The sequence below is a fragment of the Mucilaginibacter sp. OK283 genome (genome assembly GCF_900110415.1).
Taxonomy (GTDB): Bacteria; Bacteroidota; Bacteroidia; order Sphingobacteriales; family Sphingobacteriaceae; genus Mucilaginibacter.
Window position 1 is genome coordinate 151117 of the sequence record NZ_FODR01000014.1, and the last position, 26166, is coordinate 177282.

General features: G+C 40.9%; 21 protein-coding genes. 4 read left to right on the forward strand and 17 right to left on the reverse strand.

Annotation, left to right across the window (positions count from 1 at the left end):
• Positions 1–170: 170 nt before the first annotated feature.
• The 10 genes from BMX56_RS25700 to BMX56_RS25745 form a co-directional block, all read right to left on the reverse strand.
• Complete coding sequence (locus BMX56_RS25700; RefSeq protein ID WP_143065531.1) at positions 171–1307, reverse strand: alpha/beta hydrolase family protein; 1137 nt, start codon at positions 1305–1307, stop codon at positions 171–173.
• 286 nt (positions 1308–1593) lie between these two features.
• Entirely contained in the window at positions 1594–2601 is a 1008-nt protein-coding gene (locus BMX56_RS25705) for a Kelch repeat-containing protein (RefSeq protein ID WP_177183919.1), read from the reverse strand.
• A gap of 66 nt (positions 2602–2667) precedes the next feature.
• Positions 2668–4035, reverse strand: coding sequence for a DUF4270 family protein (locus BMX56_RS25710; protein ID WP_090652578.1), 1368 nt, complete (start codon positions 4033–4035; stop codon positions 2668–2670).
• Positions 4036–4600: 565 nt separating this feature from the next.
• Positions 4601–4951, reverse strand: coding sequence for a hypothetical protein (locus BMX56_RS25715; protein WP_090652579.1), 351 nt, complete (start codon positions 4949–4951; stop codon positions 4601–4603).
• Positions 4952–4996: 45 nt separating this feature from the next.
• Positions 4997–6217 (reverse strand): ABC transporter permease, encoded by a 1221-nt coding sequence (locus BMX56_RS25720; RefSeq protein WP_090652580.1) that lies wholly within the window; start codon positions 6215–6217, stop codon positions 4997–4999.
• Positions 6218–6227: 10 nt separating this feature from the next.
• Positions 6228–6974, reverse strand: a complete 747-nt coding sequence (locus tag BMX56_RS25725; protein ID WP_304441811.1) for an ABC transporter ATP-binding protein — start codon at positions 6972–6974, stop codon at positions 6228–6230.
• The gene (locus tag BMX56_RS25730; protein WP_090652582.1) at positions 6974–8173 is read right to left on the reverse strand and encodes an efflux RND transporter periplasmic adaptor subunit; all 1200 of its coding nucleotides are present in this window, start codon (positions 8171–8173) and stop codon (positions 6974–6976) included. The genes BMX56_RS25725 and BMX56_RS25730 overlap by 1 nt, the downstream gene beginning before the upstream one ends.
• A 16-nt stretch (positions 8174–8189) precedes the next feature.
• Positions 8190–9476: a TolC family protein gene (locus tag BMX56_RS25735; protein WP_255369922.1), complete on the reverse strand. Its 1287-nt coding sequence runs from the start codon at positions 9474–9476 to the stop codon at positions 8190–8192.
• A 192-nt stretch (positions 9477–9668) separates the two neighbouring features.
• The gene (locus BMX56_RS25740) at positions 9669–10421 is read right to left on the reverse strand and encodes a LytR/AlgR family response regulator transcription factor (protein WP_090652583.1); all 753 of its coding nucleotides are present in this window, start codon (positions 10419–10421) and stop codon (positions 9669–9671) included.
• On the reverse strand, positions 10421–11179 hold the full coding sequence (locus BMX56_RS25745; RefSeq protein WP_177183920.1) for a sensor histidine kinase: 759 nt from the start codon (positions 11177–11179) through the stop codon (positions 10421–10423). The genes BMX56_RS25740 and BMX56_RS25745 overlap by 1 nt, the downstream gene beginning before the upstream one ends.
• A gap of 687 nt (positions 11180–11866) precedes the next feature.
• On the opposite strand from BMX56_RS25745, the gene BMX56_RS25755 reads away from it, so the two are divergent.
• The 4 genes from BMX56_RS25755 to BMX56_RS25770 all read left to right on the forward strand — a co-directional run bounded on the left by BMX56_RS25755 (position 11867) and on the right by BMX56_RS25770 (position 16880).
• Complete coding sequence (locus BMX56_RS25755; RefSeq protein WP_090652586.1) at positions 11867–14194, forward strand: TonB-dependent receptor; 2328 nt, start codon at positions 11867–11869, stop codon at positions 14192–14194.
• A 66-nt stretch (positions 14195–14260) separates the two neighbouring features.
• Positions 14261–15010: a DUF4249 domain-containing protein gene (locus tag BMX56_RS25760; protein ID WP_255369923.1), complete on the forward strand. Its 750-nt coding sequence runs from the start codon at positions 14261–14263 to the stop codon at positions 15008–15010.
• A gap of 125 nt (positions 15011–15135) precedes the next feature.
• On the forward strand, positions 15136–16161 hold the full coding sequence (locus tag BMX56_RS25765; RefSeq protein ID WP_143065532.1) for a sensor histidine kinase: 1026 nt from the start codon (positions 15136–15138) through the stop codon (positions 16159–16161).
• Positions 16158–16880 (forward strand): LytR/AlgR family response regulator transcription factor, encoded by a 723-nt coding sequence (locus BMX56_RS25770; RefSeq protein WP_090652589.1) that lies wholly within the window; start codon positions 16158–16160, stop codon positions 16878–16880. Before BMX56_RS25765 ends, BMX56_RS25770 begins: the two co-directional genes overlap by 4 nt.
• Positions 16881–16927: 47 nt before the next feature.
• Here the strand turns inward: BMX56_RS25770 and BMX56_RS25775 are convergent, their stop codons facing one another.
• The 7 genes from BMX56_RS25775 to BMX56_RS25805 form a co-directional block, all read right to left on the reverse strand.
• Positions 16928–17512 (reverse strand): TetR/AcrR family transcriptional regulator, encoded by a 585-nt coding sequence (locus BMX56_RS25775; protein WP_090652590.1) that lies wholly within the window; start codon positions 17510–17512, stop codon positions 16928–16930.
• Positions 17513–17584: 72 nt separating this feature from the next.
• Positions 17585–20728 carry an efflux RND transporter permease subunit gene (locus tag BMX56_RS25780; RefSeq protein WP_090652591.1) on the reverse strand — a complete coding sequence of 1048 codons (3144 nt, stop codon included), beginning with the start codon at positions 20726–20728 and terminating at the stop codon, positions 17585–17587.
• 64 nt (positions 20729–20792) lie between these two features.
• Positions 20793–21845, reverse strand: a complete 1053-nt coding sequence (locus tag BMX56_RS25785; RefSeq protein ID WP_090652592.1) for an efflux RND transporter periplasmic adaptor subunit — start codon at positions 21843–21845, stop codon at positions 20793–20795.
• 48 nt (positions 21846–21893) lie between these two features.
• On the reverse strand, positions 21894–23240 hold the full coding sequence (locus BMX56_RS25790) for a TolC family protein (RefSeq protein ID WP_090652593.1): 1347 nt from the start codon (positions 23238–23240) through the stop codon (positions 21894–21896).
• Between the two features lie 54 nt (positions 23241–23294).
• Entirely contained in the window at positions 23295–23909 is a 615-nt protein-coding gene (locus BMX56_RS25795; RefSeq protein WP_090652594.1) for a TetR/AcrR family transcriptional regulator, read from the reverse strand.
• A gap of 301 nt (positions 23910–24210) precedes the next feature.
• Complete coding sequence (locus tag BMX56_RS25800; RefSeq protein ID WP_090652595.1) at positions 24211–24921, reverse strand: ABC transporter ATP-binding protein; 711 nt, start codon at positions 24919–24921, stop codon at positions 24211–24213.
• Positions 24922–24928: 7 nt separating this feature from the next.
• Positions 24929–26164: an ABC transporter permease gene (locus BMX56_RS25805; RefSeq protein ID WP_090652596.1), complete on the reverse strand. Its 1236-nt coding sequence runs from the start codon at positions 26162–26164 to the stop codon at positions 24929–24931.
• Positions 26165–26166 lie beyond the last annotated feature (2 nt).

Genomic DNA, 26166 nt, shown 5'->3' on the forward strand with positions numbered 1-26166 from the left:
CAAAACTGGAAAGCCTTGATGGCCACAAATACGTTGTTGTGTACCCAAGGCCCGGCAAAGAGGACAAATAAAAAAGCGAATTGTCTCCTGGATTACTTAAAGTCGCCCGGCTTAAGCTGGTCGGGACTCATGTGCTTAGGATTGCCAATCAAAAATCCGCCTGCTTTTGATTAATGTTTATGCGAAGGTGGTCTTTTGGAACTGTTTGCGTTGAAGACGTAACCTAAGGAAAAATTAAAATTCAAACCGCTAATGGCATCAATTTTTCCTAGTGAGGCAAATTTTGCAGATTGAATATATCGAAGGTTGGTACCTAAAACTAATCTTTTCATAATCCTGAAGTCGATACCTGATCCTAATGTCATCTGCAACGGATGACGGTAGTCTGAATTGAGATTTGGCATGTTGCCGCCTTTAACCTTTGCGCCGGCCGCAAAGATCCAGATCAATCCGCCCCCAGCCATCACATAAGGATGTATGACACTACCAGATAGTAATTCATGTTTAAGTCCTAAACTAATCGGTACAATAAGCCCGCCGCCGACTTTGGTTGTTTCGCCTGCACTTTCGTTTTTTCTTGGAACGCTTAGGTTACCAACTCCCACAAACCAAGCTGTAGAATTGCTGAACCATTTCGTCAAAGTAAAAGCTTTGATCGAATGTGCATCACTGAGGTCCATATTAGTACCGTCTTTTATATTCGTTTTAACTGATCCGAACATGTAGAGTCCTCCGGCGCTGAAATCGATTACCCAGCGTTTATAAAAACTATATTGCATGACAGAGTCAGGAGTAGGCTCTGCCAAATCATCGGCAACCCATAAATTGTATTTTTTCGATGTCTTTGTTTTGGCAGCAAGCATCTCCTTCAAATTCTGCGAAAGCTCCTGCGACATCGAGACTACTGAACGGCTTTCAGCTATCAGGTCAGGATATTTAATCTTTAGATTTTCAACCAGGCAATAACCCCCTGTGTCGCTAACAATATAAACGCGATTTCTGTCATGCTGAAAATCTTGATAAGTATCTGCAATAATTGTGTTTAAGAATTCAATGTCGTTCTCGACTGCATCATCGGCACAACTCCATTGGCCACGTAGGCCAGCGGGGAACAACATGTTACAGGGATATTTAGAAAGCTGTTTTTGGGCCAACAGGTAGGTCTCATTTGCATCACTTCCATTTTGGTGAAGCACAATGACTAACGGAAGATTGGTGGTTTCCTGTTGGTCATTAATGTTGGTGTAGTACAAGTAACTTCTGTTTTGCCCGTTAATTTTTTTAATAAACGTCTGCTGTGCTCTCAAAGCGTGCGAGGCTACGGTTAACACCGCAGTCAGTACTACGATGTGCCTGATTATACAGGTTCTATAGAGACAAAATCTATGCGTTATTGAATTGTTCAAAATGGTCTTTAATTAAATGCTTTTAATTGGTGGTTAATAGGTTGAACAGTTTGCTTAGCAAACCGAGCTCCATTCCACTATTGGATGGGATTGTCCTCAACGCAGCGTTGAGATGCCCAGCGTCGCGAACTATGTCTCAGCGCTGCGCTTATCTTTCAATGCAAAAAAAATTAATAGTGGTCAAGTCTTAATCATCATCATCGACAGCATTTGGATCAAATACCCAGGTATCATCTAATCTGGTACTGCCGTTATTACCCGTGGTCACATAGGCGAGGTTTTTAATGGTAAATGCTACACCGTAAGCACGATTAGTACCTTCAAATGTATCGACCTGAGTCCAAAAATCTTTAACAGGGTCGTATCGCCAGGTATCATTCAAGGCAGAATACTTCATTCCACAGGTTATATAACCATTGCCTCCGATTGTAAAGGCCATAGTATTTGACCGGCTGAGGTCATAATTGTCATCATCATTTTTTTCATCATTATCATCGTCATCAAATCTGTTAAGATCGCGTTTTATTATCCAGCTGCCGTCCACTGGGTTAAACTCATATAGTTCAGGAGTGTACGAACCATTGTTCGTACCACCTCCAACATATACATTACCGTTAACAGTAAATGTAAAAGCGCCTGACCGTTTAACCGTGAGGCTATTTTCCTTTTTCCAGGTATCGGTGTTAGGATCATAGCTGTAAAAATCCGATTGTTCTTTACTATCATTATCTTTCCCCGTTCCAACATAGCCTTTGTTATTTAATGAGAAGGCTACTGCATCATAGCGGCCGACATTGATTGGCATGTCTGCTATCTTTCGCCATGAATTAGTAGACGGAGTATATTCCCAAAAATCCTTTAACGCAGTATCCCCATCGTAGCCCGTACCAAAATACCCTTTTTCGTTTATAGTAAATGCAACACCATTACTCCTTGCCTTACCCGGAAAGACGGCCATAGGGTACCAGGTTTTTTTGTCTCCATCAAACATCCATACATCATTAAACCGATCATCCCCGTCATATCCTGTACCAACATAGGCTTTATTGTCTATCGTAAAAACGAAAGCGCCATTTCGCGGTTCCCCTTCAAAATCGGCCGATCTGCTCCACGCCCCGTCCTTATCGCTGTCTTCTTTTTTGCAACCCACCAACGTGGTAAATAATAACATTATCCAATAAATGCTTCTTTTCATCTTTGTCTGTTTTATAGTCATATAAATTGATTCTTTCATTCTGCGGGTCAATTATTAACCGGTATTTTAGTCCGGAATCTGGTACTTGGTATATTTAATTTTGAGTTTGATTTTTGCCTGAGGACTACCTGGCGAGCCGAGGACAACCCGCTCAACAGAAGTTGGAAGCGTTGAAAGGGGTACACTGATCAGTAAAGAGAGATCTGCGTTATTAGCTGTTTTCCTTAAATTATTAAGGAACTGCGTAATGTTAAAAACATACCGCATTTTGCCCTGTATATCACCATCATAATTTTTCTGTAGTATTGCGGCCTGGTCACCCTCCCCGTAGAAATTGTTAATTGTTGATTGCGGTTTATTTCTCTTGTTAGCAACGAACAAGTTGAGTACTGCAGGTGGATCAAAAACGTTATTTGCATCCTTGGGAATTTCAATGATTAATGTTGCCTGGTTGATTGCATTGACCTTTTCATTCAGCCACTCCAGTATAAAAGGGAATTTGACTTTGGTAACCAATCCAATTCCAGATTGGACAAAACACCTATTGCCAGTGGCGGTATAAGTAAGAGGCTTCTTTCTGATAATGCTTTCTATCGCGGTACCGGTACGGTTACCGGTTATCCCGTTAAACTGCAGGGCGGAATTTGTCAGATTAAAATCAATCGACTTCGCTTCCCTGTTTCCCTGATCTGTCTCTTCTGAATAATAAACCTGAACTGAAGTACGGCTGGCCTTAAAATTAAGTACATTATTCCCTGTGCCTTGACCGGCAATCAACGCGATCCCTTTAAAATAATCATCGAATTTATCCTGCGTGGTAATTACCTGGTCGTTGTCCTTTACAAGATTGAAAAGAGACTCGCCTAAGCTGTTAGTCAGTTTAATTGTAATTGAATCAACTCCTTTAGGCCTTGGCCGGAAGCTTTTGCTCCCAAGTAATGTACGTTCAAACCTGACACTGCTGTTATTGTATAATGCAGATGTGGTGTTGATTAATGACTGTTCATCAGGATCACTCACTTTCAAGTTATCTTTAAGCTTAAGCTTTTCTGCAAGCTGATGAACTTCTATTCTGGACATTTGGGTAGTATCACCATAGTATGACCCCGAATAGGCCAGTTTAAGGGTCACCGAATCAAATCGCGCCGTCTTTGAATTTTTGAGGTCCGGACGGTTTGCAGGAACCGCCAAAGGTAGATATGATGACGTTTCAATCACGCCAAAATCCGGATCATTCAATTTTCCTATCAGTATTGTTCCTGTGCCAGAGGTTTTGATAGAATCAAGCAATAAGGTAGCAGCCTGAACCGTCGTCGTGTCGATTTCACTGTAACCCTCACCTGTGTCTTTTCCAAGGTGGATTTCATGAGTATTTTTATTACAGGCAGTTAGTATCATTAGGAGCACCACGTATATCGTTGCCGTTTTATTCATTGTTTTTATTCGCTGTTTCTTTTTTTAATCAGAGTAGTTACCCGCTATACCTGTGCGTGAGAACCGTTACACCAGAATATGACGTGATGATATTTACTATCCGGATATTTCGTAGGTAAACATCCGAAAGCTGCATGTTAATAAATGTTAAACACGACGAACCCCCTATATTTCTCCGTCCACGGGCTGTTTTTTCGAGAAGATTGAATTTATTTGATAGCTGTTTTCAGGCTAGGACGCCTGGAAGTATATCCGTTTCAAATGGGAATTATAGGTTTTAATAGTGAATCAGCGCGAAGCTATCGGCCTCGTTTTCGGAATCGGAAGATTATCGCGCCCCTTATGTTACACCTCTTTGTTCTAACTCTTATATCGAGTAAAAAGATAGCTGTTAATTCGCTGTCTTCTTACTTTAGTGATCATAGGGATTTCCCGATGTTCAATATTGTATAACCTGCTTTTTGAGTAGCAATAAGTACCCTGAAAAACAGGCGAAATGTTTGTGCTGTAAAATCAGATCGGGGTGAACTACTGATGAATCTACCCCGATCTTAATGGAATTCGTTTACTTTTCTTTCTTTAAAACCAGGGTTATGGCATCCCCACCGTTCATGCCCGGCAGTGTCAATGTGATCACATTGTCCTTGACCTTACCGGTAACTTTGGTGGTATTGCCCATCAAGTCCATGGTGAACGACAGGTCATCATCTTTGATAACACCATTTTGAAGGGTGACGGACGTTCCGTCAGGACCTGTAGTTGTTCCCGTTAGCTTTTCGCCATCAACTTTAAATATATAGGTCACGTCGAATTGATTCATTACTTTACCTGTCCATTTACCGGTAATATCTGCACCAAAACATGTGGCGATTACGGCGAGAGTGAATAATGCGGTTGTTAGCGATTTTCTGATCATTTCAGTTAATTTAAGTGTTTATAAATTGGGTTAATTTGGTTTTGCTTATTCATATCGCAGCGCTTCTATCGGGTCAAGTTTTGAGGCTTTTAGCGCCGGGTAATATCCAAAGAACACACCGATCACCGTACACACGGTGAATGAAACGATAATCGACGATTCATTTAAAACAGGGGGCCATGCCAATGCCTTGGCAATGATGAATGCTAAACCCTGCCCAATTACAATCCCGATAACCCCGCCTGTAATACTGATCATAATGGCTTCGATCAAAAATTGGTTGAGTATGTCTTTTCCACGGGCACCAATAGACATCCTGAGTCCAATCTCTTTGGTGCGCTCTGTCACTGAAACATACATGATATTCATGATACCGATACCTCCGATAATTAATGATATACCTGCAATAGCGGTCAGCAGGGCAGTTAGTAAGCCGGTAATGGTTCCCAATGTTTTGATCAGTTCTGCCTGCGTCCTGATCACGAAATCATCATCTTCCGTAGCACGCAAACGGTGTGTTACCCTCAATATCTTTGAAATCTCATCTGATGCAGCTTCTGACAGGGCCTCGGATTTTGCCGAAGCGTAGATACTCCCGAAATAAATAGACGCAATTACACGCTTCTGTACTGTGGTATAGGGTGATAAAATAATATCATCCTGATCCTGCCCAAAAGTATTTTGCCCTTTTACGGCTAAGATCCCGATGACCTGGAAAGGAATCTTGTTAAAGCGGATGATTTTGCCCAACGGGTTAACGCCTTTCGGAAAAAGGTTTTTCACCACCGTTTGTCCAATTAAACAAACTTTTGCAAAGGTCCTTACGTCCCTGTCGGAAAACATGATACCATCGCTAATGGACATATTTTTTATAGCGAGATATTGTGAATTTACTCCCTCTATGGTTGTTGGCCAGTTTAACGAACCGTTTATGGCTTGCCCTTTGGATTGAGAAGATGGCGAAATCCCATTAATATAAGTAGCACTTTTTTCAATCGCTAATATATCTTTTATCGTCAAGGTCTCTACATTGGCGCCTTGCAGCCTTGCACCACCAGGCACATTACTGTTAGGCATTACTGTGATCAGGTTGGAACCTAACCCTGCAAGAGAATTATGTATGCTTATTTTGGACCCTGCCCCGATGGCGCCAATGGTAATTACAGCGGCAACACCAATTATGATCCCCAGCATCGTCAATACAGCCCTGAGTTTATTACGCTGTAACGCTCTCAAAGCAAGTCTTATTAAATTTATTATTTTCATGATCTATAAATCAATAATCATCTGTTACCGGTAAGGCGGCAAGCATTTCTTTTGCCGATTTCCTGTTCTTGTGAAAGGTGTCTTTTACCACCCTGCCGTCTTTAAGGATAACCGTCCGGCTACTGAAGGCAGCTATATCTGGTTCATGCGTAACAAATACTATGGTTTTGCCTTGTACTTCATTAAGTTCCTGCATCAGCGCCATGATTTCGTAGGAGGTACGCGAATCTAGGTTACCTGTGGCCTCATCTGCGAGTATCATCACCGGCTCGTTAACCAAAGCTCTTGCGATGGCTACCCGCTGCTGCTGTCCACCTGAAAGCTCATTAGGCATGTGATGCATTCTGTCAGCAAGCCTTACAGCCTCCAATGCGGCTATCGCGCGTTCTTTGCGAATTGCTGGACTAATTGTTGGGTTGTAAAAAAGGGGTAGTTCTACATTTTCGAGCGCTGTTGTTCTGGGCAATAAATTATAGGCCTGAAATACAAATCCAATTTTTTCGTTACGCAGTTTGGCCAGCTGGTCGCGGTTCTGCCCCCCAATGTTGACGCCATCCAGCAGATAAGTCCCTTCGCTTGGTTTATCCAAACATCCAAGTGTATTAAGCAGGGTAGTTTTACCAGACCCGCTACTGCCCATGATGGTGACAAACTCACCAGCCATTACATCAAAGGAGACACCCTTTAAAGCACGAACTATTTCCGTTCCCATCTGGAACTGCCTTTTGATGTCGCTCAGTTCAAGTATCTTTTTCATTATTGCTTCTTCTTTGCGCCAGGAGGGGCCGGTAAGATTGAACTGGATTCGGCAACTACACCACCTGGTACAGGCAACGAGGAAACAACCTCATCGCTAGTATTTAGCCCTTTCAGTATCTCCGCGTGGGTATTGTCATCCAATCCGATTATTACAAGCGTTTGAACCAGTATATTGCCTTTCTTAATCCAAACGGAACCTGCTTTACCTACGTTGGAACCGGCTTCCTTTGTTTCCGCTTTTGCCTTGACGGGCTGTAAAACAAATTGCTTGTTTATAATGGAATCCGGTGTAAAGTTCAAAGCTTTAGAGCTTATCAATAAGGCATTGTTTTGTTCTTTGGTGTAAACGGTAATATTCGCGGTCATGCCTGGCTTTAGCTTCATATCATCATTCGGGGCATTAATGATTGTCGTATACGTTACTACATTTGAAGATACTTTAGGGTGAAGCCTTACTTCAGCAACTGTTCCCTTAAATGAATCTTCAATATAAGCATCAACTGTAAAGGAAGCACGCTGTCCCTTGGCTACATTGCCGATGTCAGCTTCGTCAATGGCAGCCTGCACCTGCATTTTGGTGATATCTTTAGCCAGCACAAATAATGTAGGCGTGCTAAAGCTTGCAGCCACAGTTTGGCCAATACTAATGTTCCTAGATAATACAACCCCGTCAATAGGTGAATAAATATCGGCATACGAAAGGTTTTTTGTGGAAGACCTCAGTTGCGCCTCCGCGTTGGCAACCCCCGCAACAGCTGCATTATAAGTATTTAAAGATGTCTCATAATCCAGTTTGCTGATAGAGCCGGTGGAGTACAACAGTTTTTGCCTGGCAAAATTGCTTTGGTTAAAGATCAGTTGGCTGCGTTGGGTTTGCAGGTTAGCGCGGTTCTGGTCAACTACGGCCTGTAGCAATGTTTTATCCAGTTGGGCCAGCAATTGCCCCTTTTTAACTCTGGAATTAAAATCCGCATTTACCGCACTAATGGTGCCTGAAACCTGTGTACCCACTGAAACCGTATCTAACGGCTGAATAGTACCCGTAGCAGTCACCGATTGCGATATATAACCGTAGGTTGGTTTCTCGGTTGGTAATACAATGGGTTGTTCTTTTTTCTTAAATGCAACGAACCAAACCAGGCCTGCAATTACGATAACCGATAATGTGATCAGTATCTTTTTATAACTTTTTTTCATCTTATTTCTTGGACTGTTAAAGTTTAACGGGTTCACCTTTATAGAAATCATAGATCTCTATGGTTAATGCGGCATTATATTTTGCCTGTATATATTGTTGTAATGCCTGTATGTAAAGTGTTTTCTGCTGTAAGAACTCCACCATATTAGAAACCCCTAATTTGATCTGCTCATTCGCTACCCGGTAAGTTTCCTGGTTGGATTTAAAAGCTTCTTCGGCGGCGTCAAACTGGTTCTGCGCGTTAATCACATTGATGTATGCCTTTTCGATATTTAATGAAAGGGCCGTCTTGGTATCTTTAAGGGTTAGCTGTGCCTGGTCGATATTGATCTTTGCCTCGGCTACATTTGTTTTATTGAGCCTTTTAGTAAAAATCGGCACGGATAAAGAAAGGCCGACCTGCTGATTAAAGCCATTACTCAACTGCGTAAAATAACCCGGTGTTGACCCGGCATAACTCGACCCTATAAAACCGGAGGCGGTTAACGTAGGTTGGTAGCCGGATTTGGCTTTGTTTAAACCCACTTTCGCGATATCAATCCCCAGCTGGCTGTTTTTTACTTCAGGGCGGTTCGCAAGCGCTATTTGCTGAACCGAATACAAGCTAACGATCGCTTTTTTTGAAAGGATAGTATCCGGTACCACGATATCAAACTGAGTGGAAGTAGGTACTTGCAATAGCTGCTTTAAATTAATCAGATCCTGCCGCTGCGCGTTCTCAGAAGTGATTAGGGAATATTTATCATTGGCATATTGCGCCACCAGTTGTGTTACATCCTTCTTGGCAATGCTGCCGGCTTTAAACCGTTCATTGGCCTGATCAACCTGTGCCTTAGAAGTGCTAAGGACATTTTGCTGATAAATGATTGTTTCCTTATCCAATAGTACGTTCAGATAATATTGCGTGATCTGAAGGGTAATATCGTTTTCCTGTTGTAAAATGCTCAGGTTAGCGGATTCTACCGATAAGTTTTTTTGCTGTATATCGCTTCTTAAATATCCTCCTTGGTATAATGTCCAGGAAGATGTTAAACCATAATTGCCTGAGCCAAATACGCGGGACTTGTAATCTCCGGAAGTGCCTGCTGGGGTATTATTATGGGTAGCGTACTGTGTTGCCGAACCATATAGGTTAGGTAATACTCCCGCCTGGGACAGCAGCAATTCTTGTTCACTTGTTTTTTGGCTAAGTCTGAGGCTGTTTAGTTGAATGTTATTCTTTTTGGCATAATCGAGACAGGTTTGCAGATCCCATTTAAGAGAGGCCATCTGGGTTGTATCCTGCGCAATTACTGGATTCATAGGAATGACAATACAGCAAAGCCCCATGAGTAGGTACGGCATTATTTTAGTCATTACATTGATGATATTTTCTTTGATCCTTAACATGAGTATCAAAGGAATAAGGAATGTTGTACTAAAAAAAGCGTTATAGACACTCAGCAGCAGAACATAGATAGAATGAGGGTTTCAATCTATGGGGCCAGTCTGCAATCAGGTCCATGTCCTTAAAAAATGAGTGAATACTTCTTTGTACTGTTCGGTTACGTGAATAGTAGTCTGATTGATTTGCACTGAATTTTTGGTAACTGATTTGATTTTATCGAGCGCAACAATAAAGGAGCGGTGAATCCGAAGAAAATTACTGGGAGGTAATTTTTCTTCCAGATTTTTCAGACTGGTCAATGTAAAGATGGGGTTGGCTTCGTTAGACAGGTAAACCTTGATATAATCCTTGAAACCTTCGATATAGAGAATGTGACTGATGTTGACCTTGACAAGCTGGTATTCGACTTTAAGATAAATGTATTCCTGTTCCGCTAAATAAGCTGCCTGAGTTTGTTGAGTCGCCGGTTGCTGGTTTTCCCGCATGGCAAAGTATTCCTGTGCCCGCGTTACCGCTTTGGAAAAATCCACAAAATTAAACGGCTTCAGTAGGTAATCTAGTGCGGCCACTTTATAGCTTTCCAACGCATATTGGTCGTAAGCGGTTGTGAAAATGATGCGCAGGCTTTGCTTATTCGGCGACTGCTCGATTATCCTGGCCAGTTCAATGCCACTAAGGTCAGGCATCCTGATATCCAGAAAAACGAGTTGGATTCCTGGCAATTCATGTATCGCTTTTAAGGCCGTTAACGCATTTGAATATCGTCCCGACAACTTCAAAAAGGGTGTTTGGCTTATATACGAGGAGATGCGGTTTAAAGAGATCGGCTCATCATCAACAGCTATACAGTTTATAATCATTACAGGGTGAGATTTAATTGTACCGTAAATTCATTGGCTACTTGGCTACTTTCTACTTTTAACTGATGCTTACCGGGATAAATAAGATCCAGTCTGCGTTGCGTATTGATCAGTCCAATACCATTACTTTCTTCCAGGTTTTCTGCTTTTTCAATGAAAATCGAATTGCGTACTTCAATATTTAATGTTCTGCCGATTTGTTTTATACCGATGTAAATGTAGCTGGGATGGATCGAACTAATCCCATGCTTAAATGCATTTTCGATAAACGGCAGGAAAAGCATAGGTACAACTTTAACATTCCTAAGATTATTGGGTTTGTCAAATATGATCTGAACCTGATCCGTTAGCCTTAATTGCATCAATTTGATATAATCCTCAACAAAATTGACCTCTTTTTCAAGCGTTGTTTCATCGTTTTTGGTATCATACAATACATAACGCATCATATGAGATAAGGTATATATGGAATCCCCGGCCGACCGGGTATCGGTTTCGGTTAATGCATGGATGGTATGCAAAATATTAAAAAAGAAATGTGGGTTGATTTGCGCCTTTAAGAAAGCTAACTCGGAACTGATCTTTTCCTTTTCTGAATTTTGTACTTTAAGCTGGTCCTGCTGGATCTTTTGCACTACTGCTATAATGATACCGACTCCAAAAACAACCAGCGTAATGATAATGATGCTAAAATCAACAACCGGATCATTTTGAAAATTAATGTGAGCCCTTTGCTTTGCAAAAATTTTCTCCATCATTACCGGAAGGTTAAGCAACGCACTTATCAGGCGATTAAGCAGCACCATAATTACCAAGGAACACGTTACCAGTACGGCAAACAAAAAACTTTTGCTTTTATAAAGTATCCGCGGAACGAAAACATTAAGGTTGAGATAAAAAACACCTGCCCATAAAAAATAATTGATTCCCTGCTTTATCCAAAATTGTGGAGGCAAACTTATAGGCCAGCTAAGCGGTAGGCACGTAATTACCAATAATCCTAATAGCAAAAAAAAATGGACTGATAATACCAGTTTCTTTAATGAGGGTAGCGTCATTGCTTATAATTGATGGTCTTTATAAAATTAGCTCATCCGGAATATATATCGCAATTGACAAATTTATCTCAATTAATGTCTATGCAATAGATATAAAGGCATACAAAATAGATGAAATGATGGTTTTACTCTACGGAATAAATCACGCTGATGCCTTGGCAATTACAGAACCATTGACCGCCTATTTCTGAGATGTTCAGTGCTTCGCCCTTATTTACAAAAAAATATGTGCCCTGCAAGAAATTTTTAAATATTCGTACTAACGCTTTTTATTTCTATAAACAAACGCCACTTTCCTATAAATTATAACAGGTTTGCTATAATTCTTAAACTCCTGATTGCCGCTAAAATTACTTTCGTAGTAATTACTCGAAATAATCCGCATCAATGACAAAAACAATACTCCTGATTGTCCTATTTTTAATAGCAACATCATCCTTTGCGCAAAAAAAATACACGATAAGTGGTACCATTAAGGACGAGGTCACCGGTGAGCAACTAATAGGTGCTACAGTAAAAATAAAGGAACTTCCGCAAAGTGGGACAGCAACAAACACCTATGGTTTTTATTCCTTATCAGCCGTTGATGGTGAATATACTTTATTGTTTACTTATATAGGTTATGAAACCGTTGAACGCCGGATTTCTCTGCATCAAAGTCAGACCATTAATATTGGATTATCGCCTAAAAGTGAACTAAAAGAAGTGGTTATCAGTGCCAATAAACCCAACAATGATAATATCGTCACGCCGCAAATGGGGGTTGAAAAATTAAACATGGCGCAAATTAACCAGGTGCCTGTACTGCTGGGAGAAAGGGACGTATTAAAGACCATATCCTTAATGCCGGGCATAAAATCGGCTGGTGAGGGGAACACCGGTTTTTATGTCCGGGGCGGCGCGTCAGACCAGAATCTGATCCTATTGGACGAGGCCACCGTGTACAATGCATCACATTTTTTTGGCTTTTTCTCAACGTTTAATTCTGATGCTATTAAGGATGTCAGCATTTACAAAGGCGGAATGCCGGCGGAATATGGAGGCCGGTTGTCATCTGTGCTCGATATTAAAATGAATGAAGGCAATAATAAAAGTTTCACTGTACAGGGCGGCTTGGGTTTGATCTCCTCGCGCATCAAAGTCGAAGGTCCCTTAGTCAAAGACAAAGGATCGTTTATGATCAGCGCCAGAAGAACCTATATTGACCTTTTCCTGAAGGCTTCGTCTGACTCTACCATTAAGGGTAGTTCGCTTTATTTTTATGATCTTAACGCCAAGGCAAACTATCATTTCGATGACAAGAACGCTATTTATCTTTCCGGATATTTTGGAAAGGATGTTTTAGGGTTAAAAAACACCTTTGGCACAAACTGGGGTAATTCTACCGGCACGATTAGATTCAACCATTTATTTAGCAACAAGCTATTCTCCAATACTTCCCTGGTATACAGTAACTATAATTACACTATACAAAGCTTTCAAAGCAATGACAATTTTAAGGCTACTTCAAAAATTACCGACCTCAATCTGAAAGAAGATCTGCAATATTCGGTTGCAGATAGCCATACGTTAAAGTTTGGGTTGAATGTTTTGCATCACTCGATTGCGCCGGGTAGTATTAGCACAACATCTTCATCCAGTTTTAACACCAGGAGTACTGAACAACGGTACGGCCTTGAGAATGCGTTGTATCTGAGCGATGAATGGAAGGCGAATAGCCAGTTGACATTCTTGTACGGCGTGAGGTTAAGTGGTATGTTCCTTTTAGGGCCGGGGACATTCAGTACCTATGATGCCTCAGGGAATATTGTTACTTCTACTACCTATGGCTCGGGACAATCGGTAAAATCCTATTTTAATCTTGAACCCCGCTTTTCTGCCAGTTACCAGCTGAATGATGAGAGCTCGGTTAAGACATCTTATAACCGCAATACTCAGAATATTCACCTGTTAACTAACTCGACCAGCAGCACGCCTACTGATCTTTATGTAATGAGCAGCAACAATATCAAACCTGAAATAGCTGACCAGGTATCTGCGGGGTGGTTTAGAAATTTTAAAGACAATACCTATGAATTTTCGGCTGAGGTTTATTATAAATGGATGCAGCACCAGATCGATTACAAGGATGGAGCACAATTGATCGCCAATCAGGATGTGGAGTCGCAACTTACTTTTGGTTCGGGAAGGGCATATGGACTGGAATTGTTTTTTAAAAAGAAATACGGCCGTTTTAACGGCTGGATTGGCTATACGTTATCCCGCACAGAACAAAAGTTTGCCGCCATCAATAACGGTAGTTATTACCCGGCGCGGCAGGATCGCACACATGACTTATCTGTAGTGGGTATTTATCAGCTGAATAAGCGCTGGTCGTTTTCGGGAGCCTTCACTTATGGAACCGGGAATGCTGTTAGTTATCCGACCGGTAAATATGAGGTTGGCGGCCTGACTACTTTTTCTTATTCACAGCGTAACGGGTACCGGATGCCCGCATCGAACCGGCTGGATATAGGCGCCACATTGGAAGGAAAGGAGCACAAAAGATTTCATTCCAGCTGGACATTCGGGATATATAATGTCTATAGTCACCGGAATCCATATCTTATTACTTTTCGGGATAGCAAGACCGTGCCAAATACTACAGAAGCGGTGGAGACCAGCATTTTTGCAACGCTTATTCCTTCTGTTACCTGGAACTTCAAATTTAAATGATCAAACCGCATGAAAATAATGAACTTAAAATATCAGATCGTCATACTTTTTTTATTATTCGTAACAATGTCATGTACCAAGGTCATTGACCTTAAATTAGGCGACGATACCGGTAAACTGGTTATAGAGGGCAATATTACCGACATGAGTGGTGTTCAATACGTTAAACTCAGCCGTAATGTTACTTTTACAACTACAAATACCTATCCTCCTGTAAGTGGTGCGGTCGTTTCGGTTAGTGACGGTAACGGCACTAACTATATGTTTACCGAAGGACCTTCTGGCACCTATTCTATCGCCTCAATGAAAGGGATCACAGGTAATACCTATACCATGACCGTTTTAACGGGAGGAAAAACGTATACAGCCAGTTCAACTATGTCCGGGTTGATACAATTGGATTCTATAACAGCAAAAACCAGGGAGCTGGATAATAGCAAGAACCAAAAGGAGATCACTGTACACTATCAGGACCCAGCCGGGACAACTAACCAGTATCGTTTTGTGATGTATGTAAATAATATCCAGGTGAAACAAGTCTTCGCTTTTAACGATGATTTTACAGACGGTAGATATGTTCATAATAATCTGCGCGAAGATGATATTGATATTTACCCCGGCGATACCGTAACTGTGGAGATGCAATGCATCGATAAACCAGTCTATACCTATTGGTATACTCTGATGCAGCAAGGAGGCAGTAACGGCCCCGGAGGGGCAGTTGCGCCGGCAAACCCACCATCCAACATTTCCCCAACTGCATTGGGCTATTTTAGCGCGCATACAACACAAAGCAAATCGATTATCGTAAAATAGACGGTTGACATGGAGTAAGCAGAGTATTCAAGGTGATATAAATGAACGTTTTTATATTAAAATCGAACTTTCATCCTATACAGTGGTCGTATATTTGAATGAACAATATCATAATTTAATTTATCGTGGACGAGCAGCACAGGCCATTGAATAAAAATTCCCCCTGGGGATTATGGACAAATCCCAGATACAGGTTGTTTCGGCATTTCATTGCCTTATTTGTAATCAGTGCAATGGTTTATAATGTCCCTATTTTGCCTGACGAATCTTTCGCATACTATATCAAAATCAGTCTCTTGTCTTTACTGTTGTTCATGTTTTATACGAATATGTACCTTTTGGTGCCGAAGTTTTTGCTGCGCAACCGGTACTATGGATATGGCTTTGGGATTGTAGCATATCTTGGACTGGCCTACTTGCTGGTAAGCCATGTAAAACCATATTTGGAAGCTGACCGCAAAGATCAAATATTAGTGCCCACTATATTTTGGATTGTTGTGCTGGTTGCCGCGTCTACAGCGATCAAACTCTTTCAACGTTGGATAAGAGATTCGGAGCGTATCAATGAACTGGAGAAAACTACTATACAGGCTGAATTAGAACAGCTCAAGAATCAGATTAATCCACATTTTCTGTTTAATATGCTGAATAATGCTAATTTGCTTACTCAGAAAGATCCCGTAAAAGCTTCACAGGTATTAATGAAACTTAGCGATCTTTTGCGCTACCAGTTGTATGACAGTACAAGGCCAAAAGTGCTGGTTACGGCCGATATTCAATTTCTGACTGATTTTCTTAACCTGGAAAAAATACGCCGGGATAACTTCGATTTCCAAATAAATCAAGAGGGTGAAATTAATGGGGTACAAGTAGCGCCGTTGTTATTTATTACCTTTGTAGAAAACGCCATCAAACATAATGTGGATGCTGAAAGACTATCTTTTGTTGATTTGAATTTTAAAGTAAAGGGTGACGAGTTGTATTTTAAATGCATCAACTCAAAGCCACCGGTGAAAGTGAAAAGCAACCCAGGTGGTTTGGGATTAGCTAATTTAAAGCGAAGGCTTGAATTACTTTATCCTGGCCAGCATGATCTGTATGTAAGAGACGAAGCACATCTTTTTTGCGTAGCCTTAATGATAAAGTTATGAATTGCATCGTAGTAGATGATGAACCGCTAGCCAGGGAGGCTATTCAATTGCTGGTTGAAAAAACAAAAGACCTGCACCTTTTGGGTAGCTTCAACAGTGCCAATGCGGCTTCAAAGTTCATGGCGGACCATGCAGTTGACCTGATCTTTCTCGATATACAAATGCCAGGTATAAGCGGTATCGAATTTGCAAAAACTGTCCCTTATGAAACGTTGGTTATTTTTACAACGGCGTTCAGTGAATATGCTCTTGATAGTTATGAGGTTGAGGCCATCGATTATCTGGTTAAACCCGTTCAAAGCGAGCGCTTCCAAAAGGCCGTGAGTAAAGCAGCTTCCTACCTTCAGCTTTTAAAAACAGATCATTCCGGCGATCATATAGAGACGGTAGCTAACGATTACTTTTTTGTAAAAGCGGAACGAAAAATATTCAGAGTCGCTTTAAAAGATATCCTATTTATCGCGAGCTTAAAAGATTATGTCATATTGCATACCGACGAACAGCGGATTATTACTGCTATGAATATAAAAACGATTCACAAACAATTACCTCAGAGCTTTTTTGTACGTATCAGCAAAGGTTATATAATTAATTTAAGGGAAATCGACTCGTTTGATAATAATACTGTTTTTATCCGTAAACATGAGATCCCGATAGGGAATGCTTATCGGAATTATTTTTTTGACGAGTTTGTCGCAAAGAAACTCTTCAGCAGATAATCGGGGTAATTTCAAACCATAGTTTATTATTATCTTTTTGGCTTCTTTTAGGCAAAGCTGTCTTTTGTTTTATGGTTTAATAATCCCTGACGAAAAAATAAATTAGCTGATTGAATGGATAGCGGTTTGTCATTGAAAAAATCAGGTGCATTCTCCATTATGTTTTTTAGTAACTGACAATATAGCGTCGTCGCGGCCCCAGCTTCTATTTCAATTTTGAAAACACCTTCTGACTGGCCATTTTTAACAATCCCAACCAGGAATGGGCTTAAAGTGAACACCCCAAACTCGGCAAGTAAATGATACCCCATGGGCGCCTGCTTTCTTATTCCATGAAAGAATGCAGGCGTTAAAATAGTTAGCATATTTTGAATAACGTTTAAAAAGCGGTCTAATTCATGCAAAGCATCAGGCTTTGCTCCCTCATCTGGTCTCCATGATAGTATGCTTGTATCAAATAAATTTTTAAGAATACATACAATCAGCATCTCTTTATTTTCGAAAAAGCGATAAAGCGTTTTTTTAGAAATCCCGCACACGGATGCGATGTCATCCATGGTAACTGCTTGTGGTCCATAAGCAGCAAATAGGGATGTTGCATTTTCAACTATGTACTTTTCAATATCAGCCATAAAAATTCTTAACTAATTTAAACAGGCACTTACCCGGAAGCAGGTGCCTGTTTGTTTAAATTTTTTAGATGATCAATGATGGTTAGACGTTGTTACGAACTGACTGGTGGTCACTTCTTTTTTTGGAAAGCGCTGTCTGAATTTATCGCCGAAACGGTCAACGCAATAGTAAACCATAGGTACGACGAAAACAGTAAGGCAAAGACTTGACGATAGGCCGCCTATGATCACCCATGCCAGTCCGTTTTTCCATTCGCTGCCCGCCGCGCTTGATGTAGCTATTGGTAACATACCAATAATCATAGCCATCGTTGTCATAAGTATAGGACGTAAACGTTCTTTTCCAGCTTCTATTAACGCCTGCCAACTGGTATAGCCCTTCTCTTTAAGGTGGTTGGCAAAGTCAACTATCAGGATAGCATTTTTGGCCACCAGCCCCATTAACATAATCATACCCAATATGGTGAAAATGCTCATAGAGGATTTGGTTAACGCCAATAACAGAAATACGCCTATGAAGGCCACCGGTAGAGAAAATAATACCACAAAAGGATAAACAAAATTATTGTACAAGGCGACCATTACCAGGTACATGAGTATTACAGCTGCCATAATAGCGAGTCCCATAGCTCCAAATGAATCGCCCTGACGTTCCACATCGCCGCTCCAGCGCAAATCAATGCCTGCAGGTAATGGTTTTTCTATCAATAGTTGTTTGATACTATCGGCAACTACACCTGATGTAACTCCAAGCACGTTGCTTTTGACAGTTACGGAAGTACGCCTGTCCTTACGTTCCAATACGCTGGGCCCGCTGCCTTGTACCACATCGGCAAATTGTGATAACCTGATCAATTGGCCAGATGCATTGATAAACTCAATATTTTTTACATCTTCTACACTGTGCTTGTCAAAATCGTCAAATTTTACCCGGATATCGTATTCGTTGGTGCCCACTCGGTATTTGGCATCAGTATTACCGGCATAGGCATTTTGCAAAACAGCCCCTACCTGGTTAACGTTCAGGCCGAGCTGGCTCATTTTTTCCCGATTGATCCTTACTTCGGCCTCCGGATTACCTTCTTCAACGCTTAGCGTAGTGTTAATTGCGCCAGGCATAGCTTTAATTTGCTGCTTCAACTGATTAGCAGTTGCCATCAGTTGGGTGCTGTTCTCGCCGTTTAATACCAGTTGAATAGGTTCGCCGCCATTAACCATATCTACCATCGTCGGGCTTATCTTCACCCCTGGAAAGTGTTGGGCGATGTCCTGACTCTTCTGCAACATTATTTTCTCTGTGGGAAGAGTCCTCTCTTTTTTGTCAACTAAGGTTACCGTCAGCTCTGATTTGTAATCAGAACCTACGCCAGATACCAATGACGATGTACTTGAACCCGCTACGTTACTAAAAACCGTCGTTACGTCTTGTTGTCTGCGGAGGTAGTCTTCTATTTGTAACGTGCGTAAATTGTTTTGTTTTACAGTTGTATTTTTATCGTACTCCAGCGCAAGTCTGAACTGTCCCTTATCGGTAGCGGTTACAAACTCGCTACCGATAACCCCTAATTTCATAACCTGGCTTAGCAATATAAAAAGCAACACTACAAAACCGCTCATAATCAACTTATGGCTGAGCACCCATTTTAAAGCATTGGTGTACCAGTTGGTTAATCCGGTAATCATTTTTTCGAATAGTAGAAGGGGTTTATGCTGAAGCTTTCTGTTATCCAGAATGGTTATCTTTCCAAAACGCGAAGCAAGCCATGGCGTAAGTGTATAACACACAAAAAGGCTCATTAATGTGGCCACCACAATGGTGGATGAATAAGCGCGCAAAATAGAGCCTACCGTATTTTGAATCAGGCAAAGCGGGCCAAAAACAACCACATCCACCATGGTAATGGCTATGGCCGAGAAACCTATTTCGGAACGTCCATCCAGTGAAGCTGTAACTTTGTCCTTGCCCATTGCTAGATGGCGATGTATATTTTCGAGTACTACTATGCTATCATCCACCAAAATGCCTATTACTAATGACAAGGCAAGCAGGGTCATTAAATTCAGTGTATAGCCAAAAAGATACATCGAAATAAAGGTTGCGACAAGTGATGTCGGGATAGCCAGAAGTACGATAAGCGAATCACGGAGGCTGTGCAGGAACAGCAGCATGATGATCGCCACCAAAATTACAGCCAGTATCAAGTCATCTACAACCCCGTGTGCGGCTTCTAATGTATAATCAGAAGTATCATCAGCGATAATAAATTTTACGCCTTTTGATACATATGTTTTTTCAATGCCGGAAATCTTTTGTTTGATCAGCTGGCTGATGGCAACCGCGTTGGCATCGTTTTGTTTTTTAATCAGCAAGCCAATACCATTTTGCCCGTTATAACGGAACACAGAGGTGACGTCTTTTGTAACATCAGCTACACTCGCTACATCTCTTAACCTGATAGGGCTGCCAGTGGAAGGCATACCGATTACCAGGTCATTCAATTGCGCTACTGAGCTATATTTGCCCGAAAGGCGTACTGTCATTTGCCCGGTCGACTCGGATTTTACTTTACCCGCCGGAAGCTCTTGGTTACCATTGGCTACAGCAGCGGTCACATTAAGGATAGAGAGCCCGTAATAGTCCAGCTTACTTTTATTAATGTTCACCTGGATTTCCCGTTCTTGTCCGCCTATCAACGTAATCTCACCGACACCCGGTATTTGTTGAAACAGTGGATTGATCTGATTTTTGATAATATCATAGAAATCGGCATTGTCCAGTGATGATGTCGCCATCATTTGCATAATAGGCTGGTCGCTTGGGGTTACTTTGCTGATACTGGATGCTTTTACATCCGTTGGCAAATCGCCTTTGATGTTATTTATTTTCCGCTGTGCATCCTGCTGCTTCTCGTCAATATTGCTGCCAGTAACAAACTCGGCGGTTATAATCGATGTACTTTCCAGTGACTGCGACGTAATGGTTTTTATACCATCAACTGTGCTCAGCTCGTCTTCTATTTTTTTAGTAACTGTTTGTTCTACGTTAGCTGGCGCGGCGCCTGGGTAACTGGTAGTTATCACCAGTGTAGGATTAGAGATATCAGGCAGTAATTCGTAACTCAGCTGCTGATAACAAAACAAACCGCCCCCTATTAGCACCGTGAATATAACGATGATGAGTGAGGGTCTTTTTATGGCTATTTCGGTTAATGACATATTTATATTTTTTTAATTTTATGGTTTAAAAGCGTGGTGGTAAAAATTCCTCTACCGGTTTTAGCTATTTCACATCTATTTTAGTGCCGCCGGTCAGATTTACTAATCCTCCTGTGATTACGATATCATTGACTTTCAATCCATTGGTTACTTGAACATCTGTTTCATTGCTGGCACCGATTTCTATATCGCGAAGTTTCGCCACGCCGTTTTGTGCCACATAAACTTGCGGTTTTTGTGAAGAGCCTAACAAAGCAGAGCGGGGAATACTGATCGCGTTTTGCAATGCAGAACTGCCGACGATAACATTACCGTACATGCCTGCCCTTAGTGGCGATTGCACGGTGTTGGTTACCAAAACTTTTACAGTATAATTGTGCGAAGCATCAGCGTTACTGGATATGTAATCTACAGCTCCTTTAAAAATTGTATTAGGGTACACATCCGTTTTTACGTTCAGGGACATATCTTTCTTAAATTGCATTACATATTTCTCCGGAACGCTTATCTCTAGTTTAAGTGTCGCTATGTCAATAAGCGTAGCCAGCGTTGTTCCAGGTGATACTATCGCCCCCAAATCAAAGTTGCGTGCCGTTATCACACCGGCAAAAGGTGCCTTGATTGTATATTGATCGATTTGTCTTTGTAATTGCTCAATTTGGGCCTGATTAGTAAGTACCTGGGTATGGGCGTTGTCCATTTGCAATTGGGTAACACCGGTCGGCGCCGCGTTATAACGTTTTAATGTGGTTGCCGCGTTGGCAAGGTTTGCCTTCGCTGAACTGAATTGGGCCTGCAATACAGCATCATTAAGGTGAGCGATCAGCGTTCCCGCAACAACCTGGCTGCCCTCTTTTATGCCAACGGTGATCACTTTTCCTGATGTTTCAGAAGCTATGGATACTTCCCTGCTTGGCGAAAAGGTTCCAAGGAAGGTGGTTGATGCTCCAAAAGACGACTCTTTAACAGTATCGACCTGAACTAAGGCCTTAGCATTGATATTGGCATGGTATACCCTCTCCGTAACTTCTTTCTTATTGGAAGCCAACTTGAATATCGTAAGCGCTACTAAGCCCAGAACGGCAATGATGACAATAAGTCTGGTTGTTTTTTTCATTTTATTATAATTGATATGTGTGTTGTTATTGATTTTTACTAATGAGTTTTAGTTTTTAAGCAAGGTTCCTTGTGTTTTTTTAAGATTTAATTCTGCTTGCTTGATGTTAATGAGCGCGTTAACGAAATTATTTTGCGCTGTGTGCAAATCACTGCTGGCATTTATAAAGTCGCTTACCTTTACCAGTCCACTCTTATATTGTGTGTCAATATCCCTCATGACCTTTTGCGCCAGCGCCAAGTTGCGTTGCTGGTTTTGATAGGTAATAAAGTTGCTTTTCAGGTCTTCGTAGGCATCGGCAAGTTCCTTATTGTTTTGTTGAATGGTCTGCTGCGCCTGGACTTCGTATTTTTTGATTTCAAAGTCCTTTTGTTTGGCCTGATATCTGATACTGAAACCATCAAAAATGGGAATGGTCAGTTTTAGACCGACGTAGGACGACGGATAATATTTACCATTGATGCTTTTAAAAGGGTCGGCATTGGTATAGTTGCCATAAAGTCCATAGCCCCCGTTTAAGGAAAGATTCGGCAAATATCCAGCTTTGATATTCTGACGCTCCAGTTTGGAAATATTTATATTTTCCATGATCTGCCGATAATTGGTTTTTGAATCTGGATTGAACGTAGGCGTTTGCAGCAGCGCATTGCTGGCCTCATTATCGGTAAATGGCACTACTGTGATGCTGGTGACCAAGGGCAGGTTCATCAGCGTCTTCAATAAATTATAATACTTCTCCCGATTATTTGCAAGAGATTGCAGGCTAGCTTTGTCGTTATCGCGGGTTACGGTAAGCCTGTCAACGTCAGTTTGGGTAGCCAACCCGGCCTTCAGCTGCTGTTGCATACTGGCTAGCAATGATTCCGTATTGTTTAGTGTTTCATTACTTAGTTCAATTTGTTTTAATACTGACTGGATATTGTAGTAGGTAGCTGAAAGATTGTAAACCAAATCTTCCTTACTGCTTTGTATTTGTAATTGATTAAGGTTTACAGCCAGTTTTGCAGCTTTTAAACCGATGGTAACCGACGGGTTAAAAATGGTTTGATTTAATGTTATTTGTGCATTTTTTGTTTGCGGCACCCCAAACTTTACTGCGCTATAAGTGCCAACTGGTCCGCCAAAAGCTTCTGCCGGAATAACGGATGTTTGCACCTGGAAAGAATACTGATATGAAGCACTGCCGTTAATGTTAGGCAACAATGCACTATATTGCTGCTGCACGCCGGCTTTGGTTTTCTCCAGATCATAATTGTCGGCCCTAAGTTGTAGGCTTTGACGTAAGGCGGTATCTATACATTGCTCTAATGACATTACCTGCTGTGCTCTTGCTGAACGGGTCAGCATAATAAATACTGGTAATAAGCAGAGTAGCTGGAAAGCTTTATTTTTCATTTTTATATAATTTTATTGTTTAACTTTTTTGTTTAATTGATTCAAAAAAAAACATTAATTGAAGTTCATTTTCAAAAAATTGATCACGTAAGCCTTTCTATTGCTCATCAATTGAAAATATTGTTCATTGTTAAGCTTTAAGATATTTTGCAGCAAGCCACTTGCCGCAAACGGAAACATACAAATGGCCATCAGCGTCATAAAGATTTGTTTAGGATTCCCGGTGATTTCTTTTCTTTCTACCGCTTTTTCAATTTCATGAAGCATCGCATCGGTAAGACTGATAATCGTATTATCCATTGGCACCTCCTTCATTAAATTGGGATGGGTATTAAACTCGTTGAGTATAAACAGATCCAGCCCCGGTTCCTGGCAAACTTTGTCAAAATACTGAGTGACGAAGAATTCCATTTTCTCAACGATAGTTGATCCCTGGTTTGTTAACGCTTTTGCCCCTAGATTGATATCATAAAAAACATCCCGTAAGACGGTGAGAAATAGTTTCTCTTTACTACGAAAGTAGTAGTGAAGTGCTGTCCGGGCGATGCCCGCTTCATCCGCAATCTCTTGCAGACGGGCCCCCTTTAACCCCTTCTTCAAAAAAACTTTTTTTGCTGCTACCTTAATCAATTTTTCCGGGTCGGCATAGCTGTCTTTTTTATAAAACATATTTATTGAACAATTTTGTTAAATACAAAAGTAGAAATTTGTTTTTAAATTCCTACTCGTTGTTCGAAGATTTAATTCAAATTTAAATTGAAGCAGATCGTGAATTTTAAATCCTCCAAGTGTTACTAAGTTTGTTTTTAGCGTGGGAAGGGGAAATTGCATGCAAAAAACTCAATAGTCTGATTTTCGGCATCTAAAAAAAATAGCTTTATGATGACATTCTTTCTTTCCATAATAAGTTTAATATAGAGTTTTTTATCCAATCGGCAGGGGGAATCATGGAAAGTTTTCTACCGGTGACTTAATGAATATCAATAAAATTCTTATCATGGCTGATGATTTTCCCATCCGCCAATTCAATCGTTCGGTCACTGGCTTGGGCAAAATCATTATCATGGGTTACTGCAATTATGGTTTGACCAAACTCATGTGCTATCTGTGTAAAAACATCAAATACAATTTTAGTGTTCTTACTATCTAAATTGCCTGTTGGTTCGTCGCACATAATAATTGCAGGATCGTTGATAAGCGCCCTGGCAATAGCTACCCGTTGCTGCTGCCCCCCGCTTAGCTTTGCTGCTGGTTTTAATGCCTGCTCTTTGATGCCTAAAACATCCAGTTTATGGTATGCTCTTTCTTCTACTTCTTGGTAAGTGTATTTTCCCAGCTTCAACGCCGGGATCATCACATTTTTCAGGCAAGAGAATTCAGGTAACAAGTAGTGGAACTGAAATACGAATCCGATATTCCTGTTTCGTAACGCCGCTAATTCATTTGTTTTCTTTCCTGTTATTCTTTCATTATTAACAAATAACTCTCCTTCGTAAGACGTGTCCATTGTGCTGAGGCAGTAGAGTAAAGTGGATTTGCCCGAACCACTTTTGCCAACTAATGTTAAAAACTCCCCTTTATATGCCTCAAAACTAATATCGTCTAAAACCTTAAATTTAACGGGGTCATAAAAATATTTCCCTAATGATTTTGTACTTAAAATAACTTCTTTTTTTTCCATGTTCGGATTATTTTCTAAAGATTTCTACAGGGTCAACTCTTGCAGCTTTCCTTGCTGGAAAATAACCAGCACAAAGTGTAATAAACAAACCTAACCCAAAGCTTTTTGCAAAAAGTCCGGGTTCAAAACGGATAGGGAAATAACCCACTGGGCCGCCCATGTATATTCTTGACATTATTGCAATAAGCACGCCACCAACAACCAGCCCCATTAGGGTGCCAATGAATCCCATTATGAGCGCTTCGGATAGAAAAATCCTGACTACATCTTTGCCCGCAAATCCTGTTGCTTTTAATATGGCAATGTCATTTATTTTTTGTGCTATCGTTGAACTGAGAATATTGTAGATACCAAAAGCTGCTACTACTAAAATAGAGAGAGAGATAGCACTCATTAATATATCTCTCGTCTTGCCGCTTGCCAATACATCTGCATTCGTAGTTTTCCAGTCTTCTACCTTATATGGTGTTAATTGTTGCAACATAACCGCGTACTTTTCACTTTCATTAGGATCGGGTACGTTTATAAAAATATTACTTACGTAGGAAGGCCCTTCTTTTATAAATTGCTGTGCTGTGGTAATATTCATATAGGATTTTGCATTGTCAGTTATGCTATTGCCGGTTGTAAAAATGCCTGCTATTTTCATTACTTTTACAACGTTATAGGAAGAAGTTACTGTAATATTATCATTGATTCCAAGGTTTAACTTTTCCGCAATGCCACTTCCTATGATGATACCATTTAAGTTGCCTTGTACCCCGTTCAAGCTGCCTGCCACTATGTATTTGCCTGTCTTGAACATGGCGTCATATTCAAGTATATTTACACCATTGCCGTCTCCCCTTAACTGTGCCTTGCCGCGGTTATAAAATGCGTCAAAACCTACCTGTGCAATTGCATTCACAACATAGGGCTGTTTTTTAATTCTCGACAGCAACTGTTCAGGATTAATTATCTTCTTCGACAGAGTGGTAATCTGAGGATTCACAATAACAGCAACATGTCGAGAATCTGGAAAAGGCATCAGAGGCTGACTCAATTCATCATCCTTATAAATCTTGATGTGGGCGCTGTTTTTAAACATTTCATCTGTCGAAAAGGAAGAAAAGCCAGATGTCAGTGAATTCATAAATAAAAATATCCCGACACCAAGAGTAACACCTAATGCTGCAACGAGTGTTTGTCTTTTCCTGGTAATTATGTGTGTAAAAGCAATGTCTGTATTTATACTGCGTTTCATTA